Annotated in this window: 15 protein-coding genes; 6 read left to right on the forward strand and 9 right to left on the reverse strand. The window is 62.7% G+C overall.

The features are described from left to right. Nucleotides 1-22: 22 nt before the first annotated feature. Together murJ and HPY64_03390 are read left to right on the forward strand one after the other, a co-directional pair. Nucleotides 23-1,642, forward strand: a complete 1,620-nt coding sequence (murJ, locus tag HPY64_03385) for a murein biosynthesis integral membrane protein MurJ (protein ID NPV66170.1) — start codon at nucleotides 23-25, stop codon at nucleotides 1,640-1,642. A gap of 234 nt (nucleotides 1,643-1,876) precedes the next feature. Then, nucleotides 1,877-3,085: a DUF3828 domain-containing protein gene (locus HPY64_03390; GenBank protein NPV66171.1), complete on the forward strand. Its 1,209-nt coding sequence runs from the start codon at nucleotides 1,877-1,879 to the stop codon at nucleotides 3,083-3,085. Between the two features lie 238 nt (nucleotides 3,086-3,323). On the opposite strand, the gene xseB is transcribed toward HPY64_03390, so the two are convergent. Then, nucleotides 3,324-3,530: an exodeoxyribonuclease VII small subunit gene (gene xseB, locus HPY64_03395; protein NPV66172.1), complete on the reverse strand. Its 207-nt coding sequence runs from the start codon at nucleotides 3,528-3,530 to the stop codon at nucleotides 3,324-3,326. Nucleotides 3,531-3,536: 6 nt separating this feature from the next. Beyond that, nucleotides 3,537-4,748: an exodeoxyribonuclease VII large subunit gene (gene xseA, locus HPY64_03400; GenBank protein ID NPV66173.1), complete on the reverse strand. Its 1,212-nt coding sequence runs from the start codon at nucleotides 4,746-4,748 to the stop codon at nucleotides 3,537-3,539. A gap of 143 nt (nucleotides 4,749-4,891) precedes the next feature. Here xseA and HPY64_03405 point away from each other — a divergent pair, with 143 nt between their 5' ends. Further along, a complete protein-coding gene (locus tag HPY64_03405) occupies nucleotides 4,892-5,206 on the forward strand; it encodes a hypothetical protein (protein ID NPV66174.1) in 315 nt (104 codons plus the stop codon). Nucleotides 5,207-5,317: 111 nt separating this feature from the next. Here HPY64_03405 and HPY64_03410 read toward each other — a convergent pair whose 3' ends face one another. The 4 genes from HPY64_03410 to HPY64_03425 all read right to left on the reverse strand — a co-directional run bounded on the left by HPY64_03410 (nucleotide 5,318) and on the right by HPY64_03425 (nucleotide 9,384). After that, nucleotides 5,318-6,607, reverse strand: a complete 1,290-nt coding sequence (locus HPY64_03410) for a hypothetical protein (GenBank protein ID NPV66175.1) — start codon at nucleotides 6,605-6,607, stop codon at nucleotides 5,318-5,320. Between the two features lie 193 nt (nucleotides 6,608-6,800). After that, nucleotides 6,801-7,607, reverse strand: coding sequence for an enoyl-ACP reductase (locus HPY64_03415; protein NPV66176.1), 807 nt, complete (start codon nucleotides 7,605-7,607; stop codon nucleotides 6,801-6,803). A 90-nt stretch (nucleotides 7,608-7,697) separates the two neighbouring features. Then, nucleotides 7,698-8,294, reverse strand: coding sequence for a DNA-3-methyladenine glycosylase (locus HPY64_03420; GenBank protein NPV66177.1), 597 nt, complete (start codon nucleotides 8,292-8,294; stop codon nucleotides 7,698-7,700). Nucleotides 8,295-8,571: 277 nt separating this feature from the next. Then, nucleotides 8,572-9,384: a sulfite exporter TauE/SafE family protein gene (locus HPY64_03425; protein NPV66178.1), complete on the reverse strand. Its 813-nt coding sequence runs from the start codon at nucleotides 9,382-9,384 to the stop codon at nucleotides 8,572-8,574. A 268-nt stretch (nucleotides 9,385-9,652) separates the two neighbouring features. Between HPY64_03425 and HPY64_03430 the strand changes: the two genes are divergently transcribed. Beyond that, nucleotides 9,653-10,675: a D-2-hydroxyacid dehydrogenase gene (locus HPY64_03430; GenBank protein ID NPV66179.1), complete on the forward strand. Its 1,023-nt coding sequence runs from the start codon at nucleotides 9,653-9,655 to the stop codon at nucleotides 10,673-10,675. Between the two features lie 84 nt (nucleotides 10,676-10,759). Further along, complete coding sequence (locus HPY64_03435) at nucleotides 10,760-11,089, forward strand: hypothetical protein (protein ID NPV66180.1); 330 nt, start codon at nucleotides 10,760-10,762, stop codon at nucleotides 11,087-11,089. Between the two features lie 103 nt (nucleotides 11,090-11,192). Here HPY64_03435 and HPY64_03440 read toward each other — a convergent pair whose 3' ends face one another. The 3 genes from HPY64_03440 to HPY64_03450 all read right to left on the reverse strand — a co-directional run bounded on the left by HPY64_03440 (nucleotide 11,193) and on the right by HPY64_03450 (nucleotide 15,246). Continuing rightward, entirely contained in the window at nucleotides 11,193-12,974 is a 1,782-nt protein-coding gene (locus HPY64_03440) for an AarF/ABC1/UbiB kinase family protein (GenBank protein NPV66181.1), read from the reverse strand. 24 nt (nucleotides 12,975-12,998) lie between these two features. Beyond that, nucleotides 12,999-13,757, reverse strand: a complete 759-nt coding sequence (locus HPY64_03445; protein ID NPV66182.1) for a hypothetical protein — start codon at nucleotides 13,755-13,757, stop codon at nucleotides 12,999-13,001. 313 nt (nucleotides 13,758-14,070) lie between these two features. Next, the gene (locus HPY64_03450; GenBank protein ID NPV66183.1) at nucleotides 14,071-15,246 is read right to left on the reverse strand and encodes an ArsA family ATPase; all 1,176 of its coding nucleotides are present in this window, start codon (nucleotides 15,244-15,246) and stop codon (nucleotides 14,071-14,073) included. A 174-nt stretch (nucleotides 15,247-15,420) separates the two neighbouring features. Here HPY64_03450 and larA point away from each other — a divergent pair, with 174 nt between their 5' ends. Continuing rightward, nucleotides 15,421-16,734 (forward strand): nickel-dependent lactate racemase, encoded by a 1,314-nt coding sequence (gene larA / locus HPY64_03455; GenBank protein ID NPV66184.1) that lies wholly within the window; start codon nucleotides 15,421-15,423, stop codon nucleotides 16,732-16,734. Nucleotides 16,735-16,741: the final 7 nt, after the last annotated feature.

A 16,741-nucleotide genomic window follows, 5' to 3' on the forward strand; every position in this document is an offset into this window, starting at 1 on the left:
CCACCGCAAGGGATGGACAAGCATGACAGACACAGACACCCAGGCGGTTGAGGCGCTTTCCGGCGGGCGGATGGCCCGCGCGGCGCTGGTGGTGATGCTGGCCTATGTAGCCAGCGCGGCGCTGGGACTGGTACGGCAGAGCCTGGTCGGGTCCACTTTCGGCGCGTCCAGCGATCTGGATGCTTTTTTTGCCGCAACACGCATCCCGGAGCTGCTTTTCAATCTGATCGCCGGGGGGGCGCTGGGGTCCGCCTTCATCCCGGTGTTCACTGGCTTCCTGGCCCGTGGCGAGCGCGATGCCGCCTGGCAACTGGCCAGCGCAGTGCTGACCCTGTGGACGGCGGCAGCGGCCTTGCTGGCGGCGGCGATGTTCGTCCTGGCGCCGGAGGTGGTGCGCGCCGTTCTGCTGCCGGGCGACACGCCCGCTAAGCAGCGTCTGGCGGCTGAACTGCTGCGGATCATGCTCAGCACGGTCGTCATCTTCAGCATTAGCGGCCTGCTGATGGCCATCCTCAACGCTCGCCAGCACTTCTGGCGACCGGCTTTCGCCCTTAGCCTGTACAACCTGGGGATCATCGGCGGGGTGGTGTTCCTGGCCGGGCCGCTGGGGATTCATGGCGTGGCCTGGGGCACGGTGATCGGGGCGCTGCTGCACGCCGGAATCCAGGTTCCGGGCCTACGCCGTGTTGATGCCCGCCTGCGTTTTTCGCTCAATGTCCGCACGCCGGGCGTGCTGCGGGTGCTGGGGCTGATGCTCCCGCGTATCATCGGCCAGGCAGTGGTGCAGATTAACTTTTTGGTGATCACCGCGTTTACCTCATTCATGGTTGATGGTGCTCAGGTCAGCGTTGGCACCGCTTTCACGCTGATGTTCACAGTGCTGGGCATCCTCGGCCAGAGCATCGGTACGGCGGCTTTCCCGTCGCTGGCGGCGCTGGTCTCCACTGAAGATTGGGACGGTTTGCAGCGGTTGCTGGGTGGCGTGTTACGCAGCGTGCTTTTTCTGGCCATCCCGGCAACGGTCGGCCTGATCCTTATCGCGGAGCCGCTGGTACGGGTGCTGTTTGAGCGCGGGCGCTGGCTGCCGGAGGCGACGGCGGGCACGGCCTGGGCGCTGCAGTTCTTTGCCCTGGGGCTGGCGGCGCATGCCCTGCTGGAGATCCTGGCCCGTTCCTTTTACGCCCTGCAGGACACCTGGACGCCGGTGATCGTCGGCGTGATCACGATGGCAATCAACGTCCTGCTGGATGTGCTGCTGATCCGGGTAATCGGGGAACCGGGCAGCCTGGCACGCGGGCCATTCGCCGGGCTGGCGCTGGCTATGAGCCTGGCCACCGCGCTGGAAGCGGCGACGCTGTGGCTGCTGCTACGGCGGCGGATCGGCGGGATTGGGGGGCGACGGGTGTGGGCGCTGACCTGGCGGGCGGCGCTGGCCGCGGTGGGCATGGGTGCGCTGGTCTGGGGGGTGCTCACGCTAACCGGAAGGCTGACTCCGGTGATCGGTCTGCTGTTAGCGGCGGCGCTTGGTGTGAGCGCCTACTTTGGCCTGGGCATAATCCTGGGTCTGGAGGAAGCTCTGATGGCGCCGCGCCTGATCCTGCAGCGGCTAGGCTGGCGGGGCGGTCATACCGGCGTAGGGTAGCCGTAGGGGAAGGGCTACCCGGTCGTCAAGCAGGCTGCCGGGCGCTCGTTTATAGTAACGTCCGGAATTGCCTACCGGGCAATACCACCGCCCGACCATCATGGCAGAGTGGGAAACCCTCTGCCGGCCATCACCGTCATAACCCTTGCTGCCAGGATTGGCCATCCGCTGCTGACCACACCCAACGCTGATGGGGGCACTTTGCGCAGCCTGTCCCTTAAGAGGGGGAAAACGATGTACCGCTTGTGGATTGCTTTGCTGGCGTTTTGCGCCATTTTCACGGTTGTGGGCGTCGCCGATATTGCTGGGACGCCTGTCGCTGCCGCTCAGGAGACGGCCTCACCACTGGCAGTTGTAGAGCGCTTCTATGCCTGGTATCTGGCGTATCTCACGCCGGATGCAGAGGGGAACTTTGCCAACCCGCTGGTTGACCGTGCTTACCGCGATAGTGTCTATCTGACTTCTGAGTTGATCGCCAGATTAGATGTCCGCCTGGATTCGGACGAGCCACTCTGGGTGGATCCTTTCCTCTGCGCGCAGGACATGCCGCAAGACTTCACAACAACGTTGATCGAGCAGAGTGAGGGAACTGCTGCGGTGCTGCTGGAACAGCGTTTTGGTCTGAATTTGTATACCGTCACGGTAGCGCTCCGGGCGGTGGGTGTGAGCTGGCAGATCGAGGACGTGACCTGTGGGGAAACAGTCACACCGGCTGGGGTAGTGAGTCGCTTCTATGAGCAGTACATTGCCTATGGCCGCTACGACCCGACCACTGGGACTGCACGCAACCCGTTACAGGATGGCGCCTACCGCGATGCCGATCTGCTGAGTGCCAGCCTGATCGCCGACCTGGATGGTCTAGTTGCGGCTGGTGGCGGAATAGCTGACCCGCTGCTGTGCGCCCAGGATCTACCTGCTGGTGTGGGCGCAGATACGATCCGGGCTGGTGAGGAAACAGCTCTGGTCGCCCTGCGCCAGTACTTCAGCGGTATGGCCAGCCCGCGCACCATTGCGGTGGCGCTGGTGCAGGAAGATGGCGGCTGGCGCATTGACGGGGTACGCTGTGAACTGGCCGCGGAGGAAGCTATCGCTTTGGTCTATGGCCAGTATGCCGAACATACCCGCCGGACGATCGGGCAGGGAGAGCCGAACGATCTGCTGAAGAACCCGATGATCCCTTGGCGCGTCTATCTGGCCGATGCTTTGCTGGCCGAACTGGCGGCGAAGGCTGCTGATGGACCGCGCCTGGCCGACCCGATCCTGTGCGCCCAGGATATCCCGGTGGCCTTCACGGTCGAGGCGGCGGAAGATGGCGCTTACCGGGTGAGTGGTCTGTTCCCTGCCGGGTCGGAAACTATGACGGCTTATCCCCTGGCCCGTGTGCAGGTGGAGGCCGGATCGACCGGCTGGCTGATCACCGCGATCAGGTGCGAAGCCCGCTGAGCCATGTCCTGCCAGGCACAATAGCGTGGCACGAAAGACAGCAGCGCCGGGGATCGTCTCGGCGCTGCTGGTTTTTTCCCGGTGTGATCCTGCGTGTTAAGCTGCTCTGGCAGGTGGTTCTGACCGGTTGCTTACGCGCAACCCGTTATGCGTTATCCCAAATGAATTTTGGGATAACTTGGGAAAAGTCTCCTGGCAAAGCAGACCGATTGTCACTTCCGGTCTGGCGCAGCCAGCCTCAGTCGAGATCAGTCAACTCGCGGACGCGCAGTTCGGCGCTATCCAGCGCGTCCTGGCAGAATTGGGCCAGGCGCTGGCCCTGCTCGAACAGGGCCACCGATTCTTCCAGAGTCAAGCTACCTTCTTCCAGCCGGGTGATAATTTGCTCCAGGCGGGTCAGTGCCTCCTCGAAGGTCAGGGAATCGGGCAGGGGCTGCTGCGTCATGGGTGGTTACTCCTCGCTGATGGCATCGACATGGGCGCGCAGGCTGCCCTGCGCGAAGTGCACGGCCAGTCTGTCACCAGGGGTGGCATCGGCGGCACGGCGCAGCCGGACGCCATCTTCAACGCGCTCAACAATGGCGTAGCCGCGGGCCAGGATCGCGCGCGGATCGGCGGCGGCCAGCGCCCTGCGGCGGGCGTCCAGCCGTTCCCGCTGCAGGGCAACGATCTGCTGGCAGGCGCGCGCGCCACGCGCTGTCAGGTCATCGATGCGCTGGCGGGCGCTCTCGATACGGCGCAGGGGGGTAAGCGTGGTCAGGAAGCGCGTCTCGCCTTCCAGCCGTCGACGGTGCTCGGCCAGATCGGTCTGTACCGCTTCTAACAGACGCTCGCGGTAGCGGGCAATGGTGTAGCGCAAATCTTCGATGTCGGGGGTGATGATCTCGGCAGCTGCGGATGGCGTTGGGGCGCGGTAGTCCGCCGCGAAATCGGCGATGGTGAAGTCGACCTCGTGGCCGACACCGGTCACGACCGGGATGCGGCTGGCCCGCACGGCATAGGCCACACGCTCATCGTTGAAGGCCCACAGATCTTCCAGGCTGCCGCCGCCACGCACCAACAGGATCACATCTACGTCCTGGCGGTTGATGCGCTCCAGCGCGGCGACGATTTGCGGCGGGGCTTCATCGCCCTGGACGAGTGTTGGGCTGAGCACGACCTCGGCCAGTGGAAAACGGCGGCTGAGCACGTTGAGCACATCCTGAAAGGCGGCGGCAGTGGGCGAAGTGACCACGCCAATGCGCCGGGGGAAGGGGGGCAGGGGACGCTTGAGGGCCGGGTCGAACAACCCTTCTGCCTCCAGCCGGGCCTTGAGGGCCTCGAAGCGGGCGTTCAGGTCGCCGCGCCCGGCGGGCTGCAACAGGTCGGCGTAGAGCTGGTATTGCCCGCCGGCTTCATAGACGGTGACGTGCCCATGCACCAGCACGCCGTCGCCCTGGCGCGGCCGGTAGCGCAGGCGGATGGTGTCGCCCTTCCACATCACGCACTTGAGCGTGGCGGTTTCGTCCTTGAGGGTAAAATACCAGTGGCCGGATTGCGCCGCGGTGAAGTTGCTGATTTCGCCCTGCACCCACACATCCTGCAGGCGCAGGTCGGCATCAAACAGGTGGCGGATGTAGGCGGTCAGGCCGGAGATGGTATAGGCGTCCGGTCGGTTGAGCAAGGGTGCACTCCCCCAGGTGGCCGGCACGTGCTACAATGCTAGCGCCGCATAAGTCGATATTAGCCGATCCGGCGCCAAAATCAAACATCGCGCCTGCGCCGGGGTCTTGCACCGCCCGCACACTAGAGGAGCACAACGGACGCATGATCAAGATGCTGCACAGGCTGACTGAACAGGAGATGCAGGAACTGGCCGAAAAGCTGATCGGCATGAAGATCAACAAGGCTCGCGGCTATACCCGCCGTCTCGATCCCGACTCGGAACTGGAATTGCTGCGGGTAGGAGTCGGGCATGAACTGTTGACGCGCTATCGCCTGCCTAACCTGGGCGTCCGGGTGACGCTGGTTGAGCTGCCACGGGAGCGGGTGTTTGAGGATGGTGGCAACATCCCCGCTTTTGCTATCCGCAAGCGGTTCGAACCGGAGTTTGTCGAGGCGCGGGTCGAACCGCTTGAGTGAGGCGCCTGCCGACGCGGGAGGCCGGCGGAGTCTTAAGCCGGGCGATCAGGAGGACAAGGGGCTTAGACCCCTTGTCCTCTTAGTCATATCGCTTTACTCTGATCTGCCCTGTCAGTTGCCGGGGGCGAAAGGCGTCGGCGTGGCGAAGATCGGCAGTGCCGGCAAGGCGAAGGGCGTCGGCGTGGGCAGCAGTCCTACCGGGGGCAGCCCGTATAAGGCCCGGAATTCGTTCTCAACCTCCACAAACGGCTTGCCCAGTACTGCCGCGATAGCCCCCTCGACTCCCCGACCCGGCATGGCTTCCACAATGCGGCGGTGAGTCTCCAGGCCGCCATAGTTGGTCACGATGAAACGGATGAACGACTCGCCCACAGCGTAACCCAGGGCATGGCAGCCGTCCGCCGAGCGGGTTGCCCCGCCGCCAAGCTGATCGCCCTGCAGCGTGGGCAACTCGTAGCCGGCAGCGCCATAGGCGATCATCCGGGCTTCGGAGTCCCGGTTGCGCCAGCCGGAGAGCGAGGAGAAGTAGTCGGCCTGCCCTTCCGTCCAGAAGAATGGCCCGCTGCGGTTAAAGTCAGACTGGTACAGGTGAACGGTCTCGTGGACGATGGTGTGGACGGTGTCCTGCACCCGCCATTGCTCAGGGGTATTCTCCCGGTTGCCGTACCAGTAGCCGCCGCACTGGGTGCGCAGCTCCTCGTGACGCTCCGGGCTGCGGGGATCGCCCATGCTCTGCACGGTAAAGCCCTCGGCAGGGTTGGTGAATCCGGCTGCGTTGGGGTTGACTCCGCCAGCGACATACTCATTCCAGATGTCGCCGGGCGGGAACAGGATCGCCAGCGGTTTATAGCTGAGCGTGCGGCCCCAGCCCAGGGTGAAGTATTCGCGCATTTCGGCCATGGTCGCGGCCACCTGCTCGCCCAGTTCCGGCATTTCGCCGAACCAGTAGAGTGTAATGTCTTCGGTGTCGATGCTCCACCAGTCGCGGGTGTTGTCCTCGTAGATGCCGTACTGCTTTTCCGTCTCAAAGGTGTTGCCCGCGCTGTCGGTCAGCAGCCACCAGTAATGGAAGTCCACCCACGGTGGCAGACCGCCGCCCTGCCGGTAAGGTTCAGCTACCCAGCGCCCTTCAGCATCCTGTGAGGCGTTAGCCCGCTCACGCAGGCCCGTGCGTAGCTCATAGAACAGCGTGGCGCGGGTGATCTCTCCGGCGCTGCTGGCAGCGTCGATGGTGAAGGTCATGCCGCGCGGGTAATGGGATTCCAGGGTGGTGGCGTTGACGGTGAAAACGGCTGCTTCCTGAGCATGAACGGGCGGCTGAACCAGCAGCAGGATCGCTGCCGCGATCGCCAGCGCCATGATCGATGCGATCCCCCACGCCAATAAGCCTCTTGTTCTCATGACGTCATCCTCTGTACCTCAAACCAGTTCAGGCCGGGCGAACGCGCAGCATAATGCTGCGCCCGCCGGCTGTGGAAAAGCATACCGTTATGGACAGGTCAGACGCAACATTCTGCTCGCGGACCCGCCTGTCGGCCTTATTGCTGCGCGGGAAGGAAGGCGAAAACCCGGCAAAGCGGCGCGTTGCGGCGGCCTATTCCAGGTTGAACTGCGCCCGCTGCTCCTCGGTCATGGTCAGGCCCAGGATGTTGTAGCCTGCGTCGACGTAGATCGTTTCGCCGGTGATGGCGCTTCCCAGGTCAGAAGCCAGCCACAGGGCGGTGTTGCCCACATCCTCCTGGGTGATCAGGCGGCGCAGCGGCGCGGCTTCCTCGCTGAACTTGAGCATGGTACGGAACCCGGCAATGCCGGAGGCAGCCAGCGTTTTGACCGGCCCGGCGCTGATGGCGTTGACGCGGATGTTCTGCGGCCCCAGTTCGTAGGCCAGGTAACGCACGGAGCATTCCAGAGCAGCCTTGGCCACTGCCATCACGTTGTAGCGGGGCATGACTTTTTCCGCGCCATAGTAGGTCAGGGTGAGGATGCTGCCGCCGTTGGTCATCAGCGGGGCGGCGCGTTTGGCCAGCGCCACCAGGCTATAGGCGCTGGTTTCCAGGGCGATCTTGAAGCCCTCCCGGCTGGTATCGATGTACTGGCCGCTGAGGTCCTCGCGGGTGGCGTAAGCGATGGCGTGCACCAGCACGTCAAGGCGGCCAAAGTGTTCCTTCGCTCTGGCGAAGACGGCGTCCAGCTCGTCGTCGTTGTTGGCATCGGCGCGTTCCACAAACGTGCAGCCGATCGATTCCGCCAGCGGGAAGACGCGCTTTTCCAGCTGCGGGATGGCATAGCTCAGACCGATATTCGCGCCGGCGTCGTGGAGAGCCTGGGTGATGCCCCAGGCCAGCGACTTGTTGTTCGCCACGCCAAAAATGAGTGCATTCTTGCCGTCCATCAGACCCATGTTGGTTAACTCCTTCTGTGTGGATCACGGTTTCATGCCGGCGCTCTGCACCAGCCGGATTTGACGACCCGTTACATCTATAAAACGCTGTCAGCGCCCTTTGGATACGTCGGCGCTGTCCGCCAGCCAGAATCGCCAGGGTCGGGAACGCCACGGTTCCGGCGCATAAGCGATGCCCACCCGCGGCCCTGTACGGATCGCTGCCTCCGGCGGGGTTTGCCCGGTCTCGATCACCAGCGGCCCGGTAGTGGTCAGATCGACGCCGTTGAGCGTCCCATCGATGGCCAGCGCCCGTGTCAGTCGGGCCGGTCCGGAGGTCCACTCTTGACGTGGACGTCCGGCGCGCAGGGCGGCGATGCGCGCCAGTCCTTCCAGTGGCTCCAGCGCCCGGATGAGCACAGCGGCGGGCTGGCCTATCCCTTCGGTGACGACATTGAGCAACCAGTGCATGCCATAGGTGAAGTAGATATAGGCGTGGCCGGGCGGCCCAAACATCACCGCGTTGCGGCCTGTCCGCCCGAAGCGGGCGTGGCAGGCCCCATCATCCTGGCCGATATAAGCTTCTACCTCGACAATGCGCCCGGCTAGGCGCTCTCCATTAAGCTGGCGGACAAGCACGCAGCCCAGCAGGTCGCGGGCGACTTCCAGGGTGGGGCGGTCGTAGAAGGCGCGCGGCAGGATTGTCATGGGGTGGATTGTAGCACATTGGCGGAGGGGAGACCCAGATTGTTGAAACGGACGCGGCCTGGGGACGCCGAACCCCAGGCCGCTGTCAAAAGGAGGAGAAGAAGAGATTTCGCCCTTCGAGGATAAAAATACACTACTTTGTGATATTTTTCCTGACGGTTGCCCTACGCTTGCCCTACGCTTGCGTGAAATTTTCGTGAATCCTCTGATCAGATCGTCTGTCAGAACTGTGATCACTGGCTCCCAAAAGAGTTCTTCTGTGTGGCGTCCGGCACGGCTAAACGATCTGGAAAATGAAGCGCAGGCTAATGACGAGCAGGAATACTCCGTAGAGACGTTTGACAGTCGCTGAAGGCAGGCCCAGTGCGATGCGCGCCCCGCCCAGCGCTCCGAAGACCAGCCCGGCGGCTACCGTGAGCGCAGTGGGTATGTGGATGTAGCCTGCATTGTAGTAGGTAATGATCCCGCCGATGCCAACCGGCGGCAACAGGGCTGCCAACGACGTGCCGACGGCGCGTTTCTGGTCGAAGTGCATGGCACCGACCAGTAGCGGGACGATGATCACGCCGCCGCCGATCCCAAACAGACCGGAGGCGATCCCGGCGATCAGGCCGATGCCCAGCAACGCCAGCCAGGAAGATGCTTCCGGTTGCGCTGGCAGGCGGGATTCGCCGGGATCGCTGGCGGGCGCGCCATTCAGGCGCGCTGCCAGGGCGGCCAGGGCCTTGCGCGGTTCGGCAAAGCGCCAGCCGATATAAACCAGGAACAGGCCGTACAACCGCTGCAGGGTCTCCCGGGGCAGATTGATGGCAAGTTGAGCACCCAGCAGAGTGGCGATCACCAGCCCCAGGCCGATCAGGACAGCTGCCCGGATGTTGATCAGGCGGGCGCGGTAATAGGCGATCACGGCGAAGATGGCAACCGGCCAGATCAACACGGCCAGCGAGGTACCCAGCGCTTCTTCCAGCGGGTAGCCCATGATGATGGTCAGCGCCGGGACGATGATCACGCCGCCGCCGATCCCGAACAGGCCGGACATCACGCCGGCGACCAGACCCAGCAACAGCAAAGCTACAGCGTGTTCAGGCATAACGGACTCCGAGCAGGTTAGTATGACCAGGTTTCACGGGGAAGGCGCCGCCCATTGTACCGGAAATGGCTTGCAGGGCAAGGCCAAAGCCGGGCATATTGGCGGGGATACAGCCTGCTGGCGCCGGTGGCGCTTGCCTGTATCCTGCCGGGGGCGGGCGATAGGGTTTTGGCGCGGACTGTGTTATTCTACTGGATGCTCAAGCCTGGCCAGCAACCGGTAACTGCGCCCGGTGGCCGGCTATGTGTAAGGAGGAAAGCCAACTGGCATGGAAGATAAGGTGACCGTTCTGGTGACGCTGCACGCTGACGAGTCGCTCATCCAGCGGTTGCGTGACGTGTCGCCCCGCCTGGAGGTGATCCACCGCCCGGCCCAGACGGTGGCGGAAATCCCGCCGGATGTATGGCAGGAAGTGGAGGTGCTGTTGACCTGGGGGGATGTCTTGCCGGATCGGGAGACGGCTCCCAATCTGCGCTGGGTGCAGGTGACCTCCGCTGGCATTGATCGGCTGCTGGGCAATCCGCTTTTTGAGCAGCGCGATGTGCTCCTGACCACGACCAGCGGCATCCATGCGGTGACTATGGCCGAGTATGCGCTGGGGATGATGCTGGCCTTTGCTCACCATCTCCCGCGGTTCATGGCCCTGCAACAGGCGCACGAGTGGCCGCGCCAGCGGGAGGCGCTCACGCCGCGGCTGCTGCGCGGGGCGACGCTGGGCATTGTCGGCTACGGGAGCATTGGTCGCGAGCTGGCGCGGCTGGCCCGGGCCTTCGGTATGCAGGTGCTGGCAACCAAGCGCGACGCCATGCACCCGGCCAGCCTGCCTGAATATGTGGAGCCAGGGACGGGTGATCCGGATGGCGTGATGTGCCACCGCCTGTATCCTTCGCAGGCGCTTAAGTCGATGGTCAGGGAGTGCGACTATATTGTAGTGCTCACCCCGCTGACACCGGAGACCGTCAACCTGATCAACGCCGAGGTGCTGAGTACGGTCAAGCCCGGCGCGGTGCTGATCAATCTGGCGCGCGGTGGGATTGTCGACGAGGCGGCCCTGCTGGCTGCGCTGAAGTCAGGGTTGCTGGGCGGCGCAGCCTGTGATGTCTTCGCGGAAGAGCCGCTGCCGGAAGATAGCCCGCTCTGGGATGCGCCCAACCTGATCATCAGTCCACATGTAGCCGGGATGATGCCCGGCTACATGGATCGGGCGGTAGATGTATTTGTGGAGAATCTGCGGCGCTACCTGGCGCGCCAGCAACTGCTAAACGTGGTGGACTGGGAGCGCGGATACTGACCGCTTATCCGCAACCCCCGGCCTGATCGCTGCGTAATATCAAACAGAGATGCCCGCATTCTACCGGTACAGGAGAAGGTGACTATGGCAGAGCAGGAACCGATTATCACCGAAGCGATGGAAGAGTCCGTGGAGACCGAAGAGGAAATGCTCCGCGACGAGCAGGAGAGCGTGCTGGAAGCCTTTATGCGTTACCAGTGTGAAGCGGCCCGCGAGGCCCGCATGGCCCTCGAGGCGCTGATCCCGGAGGGTACCCGTTCGCATGGCAAGGCCGCCAAGCGCGCTTTCCGCAAGGCGTTCAAGGTTGTGCTGCAGGAGTTGGCCCAACGGATTGAACTACCCGAAGAGGAAAAGTCGCCGGGCCGCCCGTCAAGCACGACCGGCAAAGCCAAGGTCAAGGTCGAAGTGAGCTAGTCAGGCGGCTGCCGGTCCAGCCCGGACACCTGGCCGGCAGAGGTCTTCCCACCAGGGAGGCTGGTTCCTAACAGGGCCAGCCTCCTGTTTATCTGCACCCGGTTTAGGTTTGGCGTCCGTTGCTGATCAACAGGGCCAGCAATGCCAGGCTGCTCATTGCCAGCCCACCCAATCCCAACACCGTCTCCCCGGCGATGATCAGCAGTGCGCCAGACAGGGCAAAACCCCCGGCAGCCAGCCCCAGTCCGATCGGTCGGCCGGTCAGGGCGTTGCGCTGACGGTTGACCGCATCACCTTCCACCGGACGAATCTGAACCTGCAATTCCCCTCGTTCAAGTTGTGTCAGCACACTTTCCAACCGCCCCGGCAGACCAACGAGGCGTTCTAGGGTATCCCGCCCGGCGGCCAGGGCCAGGCCCACTGTCTCCGGGGAGAGTAGGGCACGCAACGTGTCCAGCGTTAGCAAGTCTGCCCAGCCCTTCTTTTCTGCGCGGGAACCGTCCTCGGCCAGCAGTTGCCGCACAAATGGCTGGATGGCACTCCAGGGGTCGAAGTCTGGGTCCAGGCCGGTACACATGCCGCTCAGGATGCCCACTGCACGCCCCAGGTAGATAAAGTCCTGGGGCACCTGAAAGGGTAGGCTGAACAACAGATCGCTGAACTCCCGACCAATGTCGCGCACAATCGCCAGATCCAGGTGAGCGATCTCGGCCATTGGTAAGCCCCAAACCCGGTCGAAGACGGCGTCGCTGGCGGTAGCAATACGTTCCAGATCGGCGCCGGGCAGGATGATGCCCAGTTGCTGGTAGCTGCGCACCAGCCGCCGCGAGTCGCGGGTGATCAGGGCGATCAATGTCTCGCGCAACCCGGCAACCAGGGCCGGGGTCAGTTCAGCAGTCATGCCAAAGTCAACGAAAATCAGGTAGAACGGGCGTTGTCCCGGCGGATATTCCTGACCATCGGTGGGCAAAGGATAGACGAAAATATTGCCGGGGTGTGGGTCGGCATGGAAGAAGCGATGGACGAACACCATCGTCAGGTAAGTGTTAAGCAGCCGCTGGGCGACAATACGGCGGTCGATGCCCGCCGCTTCGATGGCTTCGTAGTCGCTCAGCTTGATCGCGGTCACGTCCTCCAGCGTCAGGACGCGGGAGGTGGTATGTTCGCGGTAGATTGCCGGGATGTAGACGCCGTGATCATCGCGGAACAGGGCGGCGAAGCGTTCGGCATTGGCCGCTTCATGTTCGTAGTCCAGTTCCTGCCACAGCACGCGGGCGAATTCCTCCAGCAGCAAGGGCAGGTTGGCCCGGCGGCGGATGAAGGAAAAGCGCATGCCGATCCGGGCGACAACGTTCAATGCCTGCAGGTCGGTATAGACGATATCGGCGATGCCGGGCCGCTGGATTTTGACCACGACTCGTTCGCCGCTGGCCAGTTGCCCTCGATAAGCCTGGCCCAGCGATGCAGCGGCTACCGCGTTTTCATCCAGGGTGGCGAAGCGGCTCCGCCAGTCTGGGCCAAGTTCCTGGCGCAGGGTGGGTTCCATGGCGGCGAAGGGCAGGGGGGGAACTTCATCGAGGAGATCGGCCAGTTCGCTGGTGACGGTGGGCGGCAGGATGTCGATGCGGCTGGAAATGAATTGTCCCAGCTTGATCATCACCCCGCCCAGAGCTACCGCCAGGCTTCGGAACTGCTGTGACCAGTAGCGAAGGCGCCGCTCCTCCCCGCGGCGGACAAGATCGCGGCCCAGTACTGGCTGGATAATCCCGTACAGGAGAATTACCTGGGTCGCCAGCCACAGGAAAAACGCCACAATCCGCAGGTAGCGGATGTGGCTGAGGTGATACGATGGCTGCGGTGTTGCTGGCTGAATGATTGTGCTCATATCTCCCTGACCGCCTGTGGGCGCTCAGGGAGTAGTTTGCACCCGGCTGTCCTTCGGCGCAATCTGCGGTGCGGCCTGGCGGGCAGCAACCAGGACGTCAACCAGCACACCCACGGCGATCAGCGCGAACAGCAGCGCTTCCTGAGTCTCCCTGAGTTCGGTGATACGGCCGTCATAGGATTCGCGAACAGCATCCAGCGGCCCGTATAGCTTGGACAGGATATAGAACAGCAGAAACTGCGCCCCTATTATAAGCGGCGTGATGGGAATACCAACCGCCGTGTACAATTGGCGCAGTCGCTCGCTGAACATGGCGCTCACCGGGATGGCAATTCCCAGCGTAAACCAGAAGTACAGGAACAGCCGGTTCATCTGGAACAGATTACCGATGTCAGTCGTGTTGAAAAACGGCAGGTTGTGGATAGTGAATTCTTCTTGCTCATTTTCTTGCAGGAATGTAGGCGTCTCAAAGCCGAGGATCCGCTGTCCCCAGCTGACTTCTTCCATTGCCCCGAAGAACAGGATCAGTGCCAGGGCCAGATAGACGAGGTTACGCCGCGTTCGAAACAAACCGAAGTTGCTACCAGAGCGCGAATAGAGGAACGCCAGAAACCAGGCGAGACCAGAGGTAAAGAAGAACATGGCGCTCAGGTATTCTGGCACGCTATCTTCCCGCACCAGGCTGGCAACCGTTTCTTCCGGCAGGATGAATGGAAATGACCAGGTGACTAATCCATACACAAGGCCAATCAATGCCAAAATGATAGTTCGATTGTTCATCATAAGGCCTCCTGGGCGACACCAGTATTATCAGGATGATGGTGTTGCTCTGAGTGACAATGGTTGCTAGCTCGTGCTCCTTTCTGCCCGGCGGCTCCGCATGATACAGCCGATCCGCTCTGGCCTTATCCATAGCTGAGTCTGGATATGATGGTGCAGAAAATAAACGCTCTTTAAGCTTTTAAACATATTTTAACTTATATATAGTGATACAGATGGTAAATTTTGGTAAATTCCTGTTAAAGAACCTGAGAAATGCACGCCGGGCGCAGCAGTTGATGCTGCGCCCGGCGGTGATCATAGGGGCAATGTGAGGTTAGGCCGGGATGAAACGAATCTTGAGCACAGACTGGTCGAATCTGGCACCTTCGATCTCCATGCTGTGCAGGGCGTAAGGCAGTACGATGTTGCGGCGGTATGGCCCGACGCGCAGGGTCAATTCGTCGCGGGAACGGTAGAGGTCCAGGTCGTTGCGATCGGCAAAGGGCAACGGCACTTGCAACGTGTAGCCTTCACCGGCCGGGTCTTTCTCGATAGTGTGTGTATGCCCGGCGAAGAAGACTTCCGCCGGGTTGCGCTGGGCGTATAATGCATCAGCCAGCCGCCGCAGGTGATCCAGACCGCCCATTTCCGCGTCAAACAGGGGGGCCTTGAGCAGCGGCAGGTCGCCGAACGCCTCGGCTATGAGCGCTAGATTCTCTCGCTGGGCATCCTGCCAGGCGCGGAAGTAAGGATCGGTCACTGTATCCGGGATGATACGATTGCAGATCACGGCATCGGTCGGGTAGCCGTAGAGGTTCAAATAGGTGTAGGTGCGCTGTGTCTCCTTGATGACCATTTTCTCCGCGTTTACAACCAGCCGGATGCTGCTTACCGTCGGGTTGGCCAGTAGCTCACGGACGCGATCCAGCGTATCGAAGAGATCTTTGACCGCCTGAAGGGCCTCGTTATCCGGCAGGTCGCTGCCCATCGCCAACCGGCTGAGCGGGCGCAGCAGGCGGGCCGCCGTCCCCCCTGCCAGGGCGATGATCTTCTCCAGCCACCAGCGCGTGGCATCCGGCAGGCTGAGCAGGCGCAGCGTTTCGGCGGTAGGGGCGGCATCCACAACCAGCACGTCAAATTCCCCCTCTTCGAAGTACTTGTTGATCCACAGCAGGTGCGCGCCTTCTTCCAGCCCCGGCAGCAGGGTGACTTCCTCTGCGACAATGGCTTCCACACCGCGCTGGGTGAACAACGTGACCATGTATTCCTGGAATTTGCCCCAGTACTTTTCCATCGAGTAGCGGGCGTCAACTTCCTGCGCCCACAGGTTAGGCAGGATGGCGACCGGCTCCGGCCCAATTTTGACATCGAGCGAATCAGCCAGGCTGTGGGCCGTGTCAGTGCTGATCACGATGGTTTTGAGGCCCAGCTCAGCACAGCGCAACGCGGTGGCCGCCGAGATACTGGTTTTGCCCACACCGCCCTTGCCCGTATGCACGATGATGCGCATGTGTTCCAACTCCCACTAGAGCGCCATTCGATTCCGGTACTATCCAGTTATACGTAGCCCGTTTGCGGAAGTTCTACCGCGCCACGGGGGTGGGGGCAAATCGCTTACGGCTGTTGCTGATTCCGGTGGCCCTCCTTATACTGGGCAACGGGCCAACTGTCTGAAGGGGGAACTATGGATCACATACTGCGCTTACCCTGGGGCAAAGATACTCTGGCGCTGACGCTGCCGGAGGATTGGTCGCTGGTGGGGGAGATGACGCCGCAGCCCTTGCCAGCGGTGGCAGATGTGACGGCGGAAACTATCCGCGCTCTGGAGAATCCGTATGGCATGTCACGCCTGGCGGAACTGGCAGGCGCGGCGGCGCAGATCGCCCTGGTGATCGACGATGACAGCCGGCCAACGCCGGTTGCCCGGCTGCTGCCGGCGGTCATCGCCGAGCTTGAACGCGGCGGCGCCGGGCTGGAACGGGTGACCCTGATCGCGGCGCTGGGGGTGCACCGTCCGATGACAGATGCCGAGATCGCCCGCCGTGTTGGCGAGCAGGTAGCGCCCCGGCTGAAGATCGCCACACATAACCCCGATGACCCGGCAGGGCTGGCTGAACTGGGGATAACGAGCCGCGGTACACCGGTGCAGATCAGCCGCGTGGTGGCAGAGGCTGATCTGGTGATCTCGATCGGCTGCATCGAGCCGCATATCATCGCCAGCTTTGGTGGGGGGTACAAAAACCTGGTGCCTGGTGTGGCCGGGCGGGCGACCATCGCCCATAACCACGCCCTGAACTGTCAGCCGGCCACGTTTAACAGCGTCGGCCAGCCAATCGATCGCAATCCCATGCGTCTGGACCTGGAAGAAGCGGCGGCGATGATTCGCCCGCCGGTGTTTGTGGTCAACGCCGTGCTCAACAGCGCCCTGGAAGTCGTGCGGGTGGTGGCCGGGCATCCGGTTGCCGCGCATCGGGAAGGGGCGCAGGTCAGCGCGGCGATCTACGGTGTGCGCATCCCCAGGCTGACGGATGTGGTGATCACCGCCTCACATCCGATGGATCAGGATCTTCGGCAGGGCGTCAAGGCGCTGGCCAACACGATCCGGGCGGTGCGGCGGGGCGGGGTGCTGTTCACGCTGGTGCGGGCGGAGGAGGGCGTGGGCGTGTTTGGGTTAGCCAACCGCCGCCTGCCGCTGGGACGCCGGGCACTGCGGGTGTTGGCGCCGGCGCTGCTGGCGCTCCTGCCACGCCTGAAGCTTAAGAATATGGGGGAGGAAGATCGGTTCTTCCTGTACTTTGCCCTGCAGGCTATGCGCCACGCCACCCTGGTGCTTTACGCGCCAACCATCCCGCCGGAAGTGCGGGCTAACCTGCCCTTCGTGCAGTTCGTCGACTCGGTGGAGGAAGGGATCGCGCTCGCCAGGAGCAAACTCTCCAGGCGGGCGGAGGTGCTGGTCTTCCCGCACGGCGGAAGCACGTACCCGATTCTGCCGGAATGAAGGACAC

The organism is Anaerolineae bacterium, from assembly GCA_013178165.1.
Lineage (GTDB): Bacteria > Chloroflexota > Anaerolineae > Aggregatilineales > Ch27 > Ch27.

Excerpts from the sequence above, each read along its gene's own strand:
- murJ (NPV66170.1), top strand. The coding sequence starts at position 23 with ATGACAGACACAGACACCCAGGCGGTTGAGGCGCTTTCCGGCGGGCGG.
- HPY64_03390 (NPV66171.1), top strand. The coding sequence starts at position 1,877 with ATGTACCGCTTGTGGATTGCTTTGCTGGCGTTTTGCGCCATTTTCACG.
- xseB (NPV66172.1), bottom strand. The coding sequence starts at position 3,530 with ATGACGCAGCAGCCCCTGCCCGATTCCCTGACCTTCGAGGAGGCACTG.
- HPY64_03405 (NPV66174.1), top strand. The coding sequence starts at position 4,892 with ATGATCAAGATGCTGCACAGGCTGACTGAACAGGAGATGCAGGAACTG.
- HPY64_03410 (NPV66175.1), bottom strand. The coding sequence starts at position 6,607 with ATGAGAACAAGAGGCTTATTGGCGTGGGGGATCGCATCGATCATGGCG.
- HPY64_03415 (NPV66176.1), bottom strand. The coding sequence starts at position 7,607 with ATGGGTCTGATGGACGGCAAGAATGCACTCATTTTTGGCGTGGCGAAC.
- HPY64_03420 (NPV66177.1), bottom strand. The coding sequence starts at position 8,294 with ATGACAATCCTGCCGCGCGCCTTCTACGACCGCCCCACCCTGGAAGTC.
- HPY64_03425 (NPV66178.1), bottom strand. The coding sequence starts at position 9,384 with ATGCCTGAACACGCTGTAGCTTTGCTGTTGCTGGGTCTGGTCGCCGGC.
- HPY64_03430 (NPV66179.1), top strand. The coding sequence starts at position 9,653 with ATGGAAGATAAGGTGACCGTTCTGGTGACGCTGCACGCTGACGAGTCG.
- HPY64_03435 (NPV66180.1), top strand. The coding sequence starts at position 10,760 with ATGGCAGAGCAGGAACCGATTATCACCGAAGCGATGGAAGAGTCCGTG.
- HPY64_03440 (NPV66181.1), bottom strand. The coding sequence starts at position 12,974 with ATGAGCACAATCATTCAGCCAGCAACACCGCAGCCATCGTATCACCTC.
- HPY64_03445 (NPV66182.1), bottom strand. The coding sequence starts at position 13,757 with ATGATGAACAATCGAACTATCATTTTGGCATTGATTGGCCTTGTGTAT.
- HPY64_03450 (NPV66183.1), bottom strand. The coding sequence starts at position 15,246 with ATGCGCATCATCGTGCATACGGGCAAGGGCGGTGTGGGCAAAACCAGT.
- larA (NPV66184.1), top strand. The coding sequence starts at position 15,421 with ATGGATCACATACTGCGCTTACCCTGGGGCAAAGATACTCTGGCGCTG.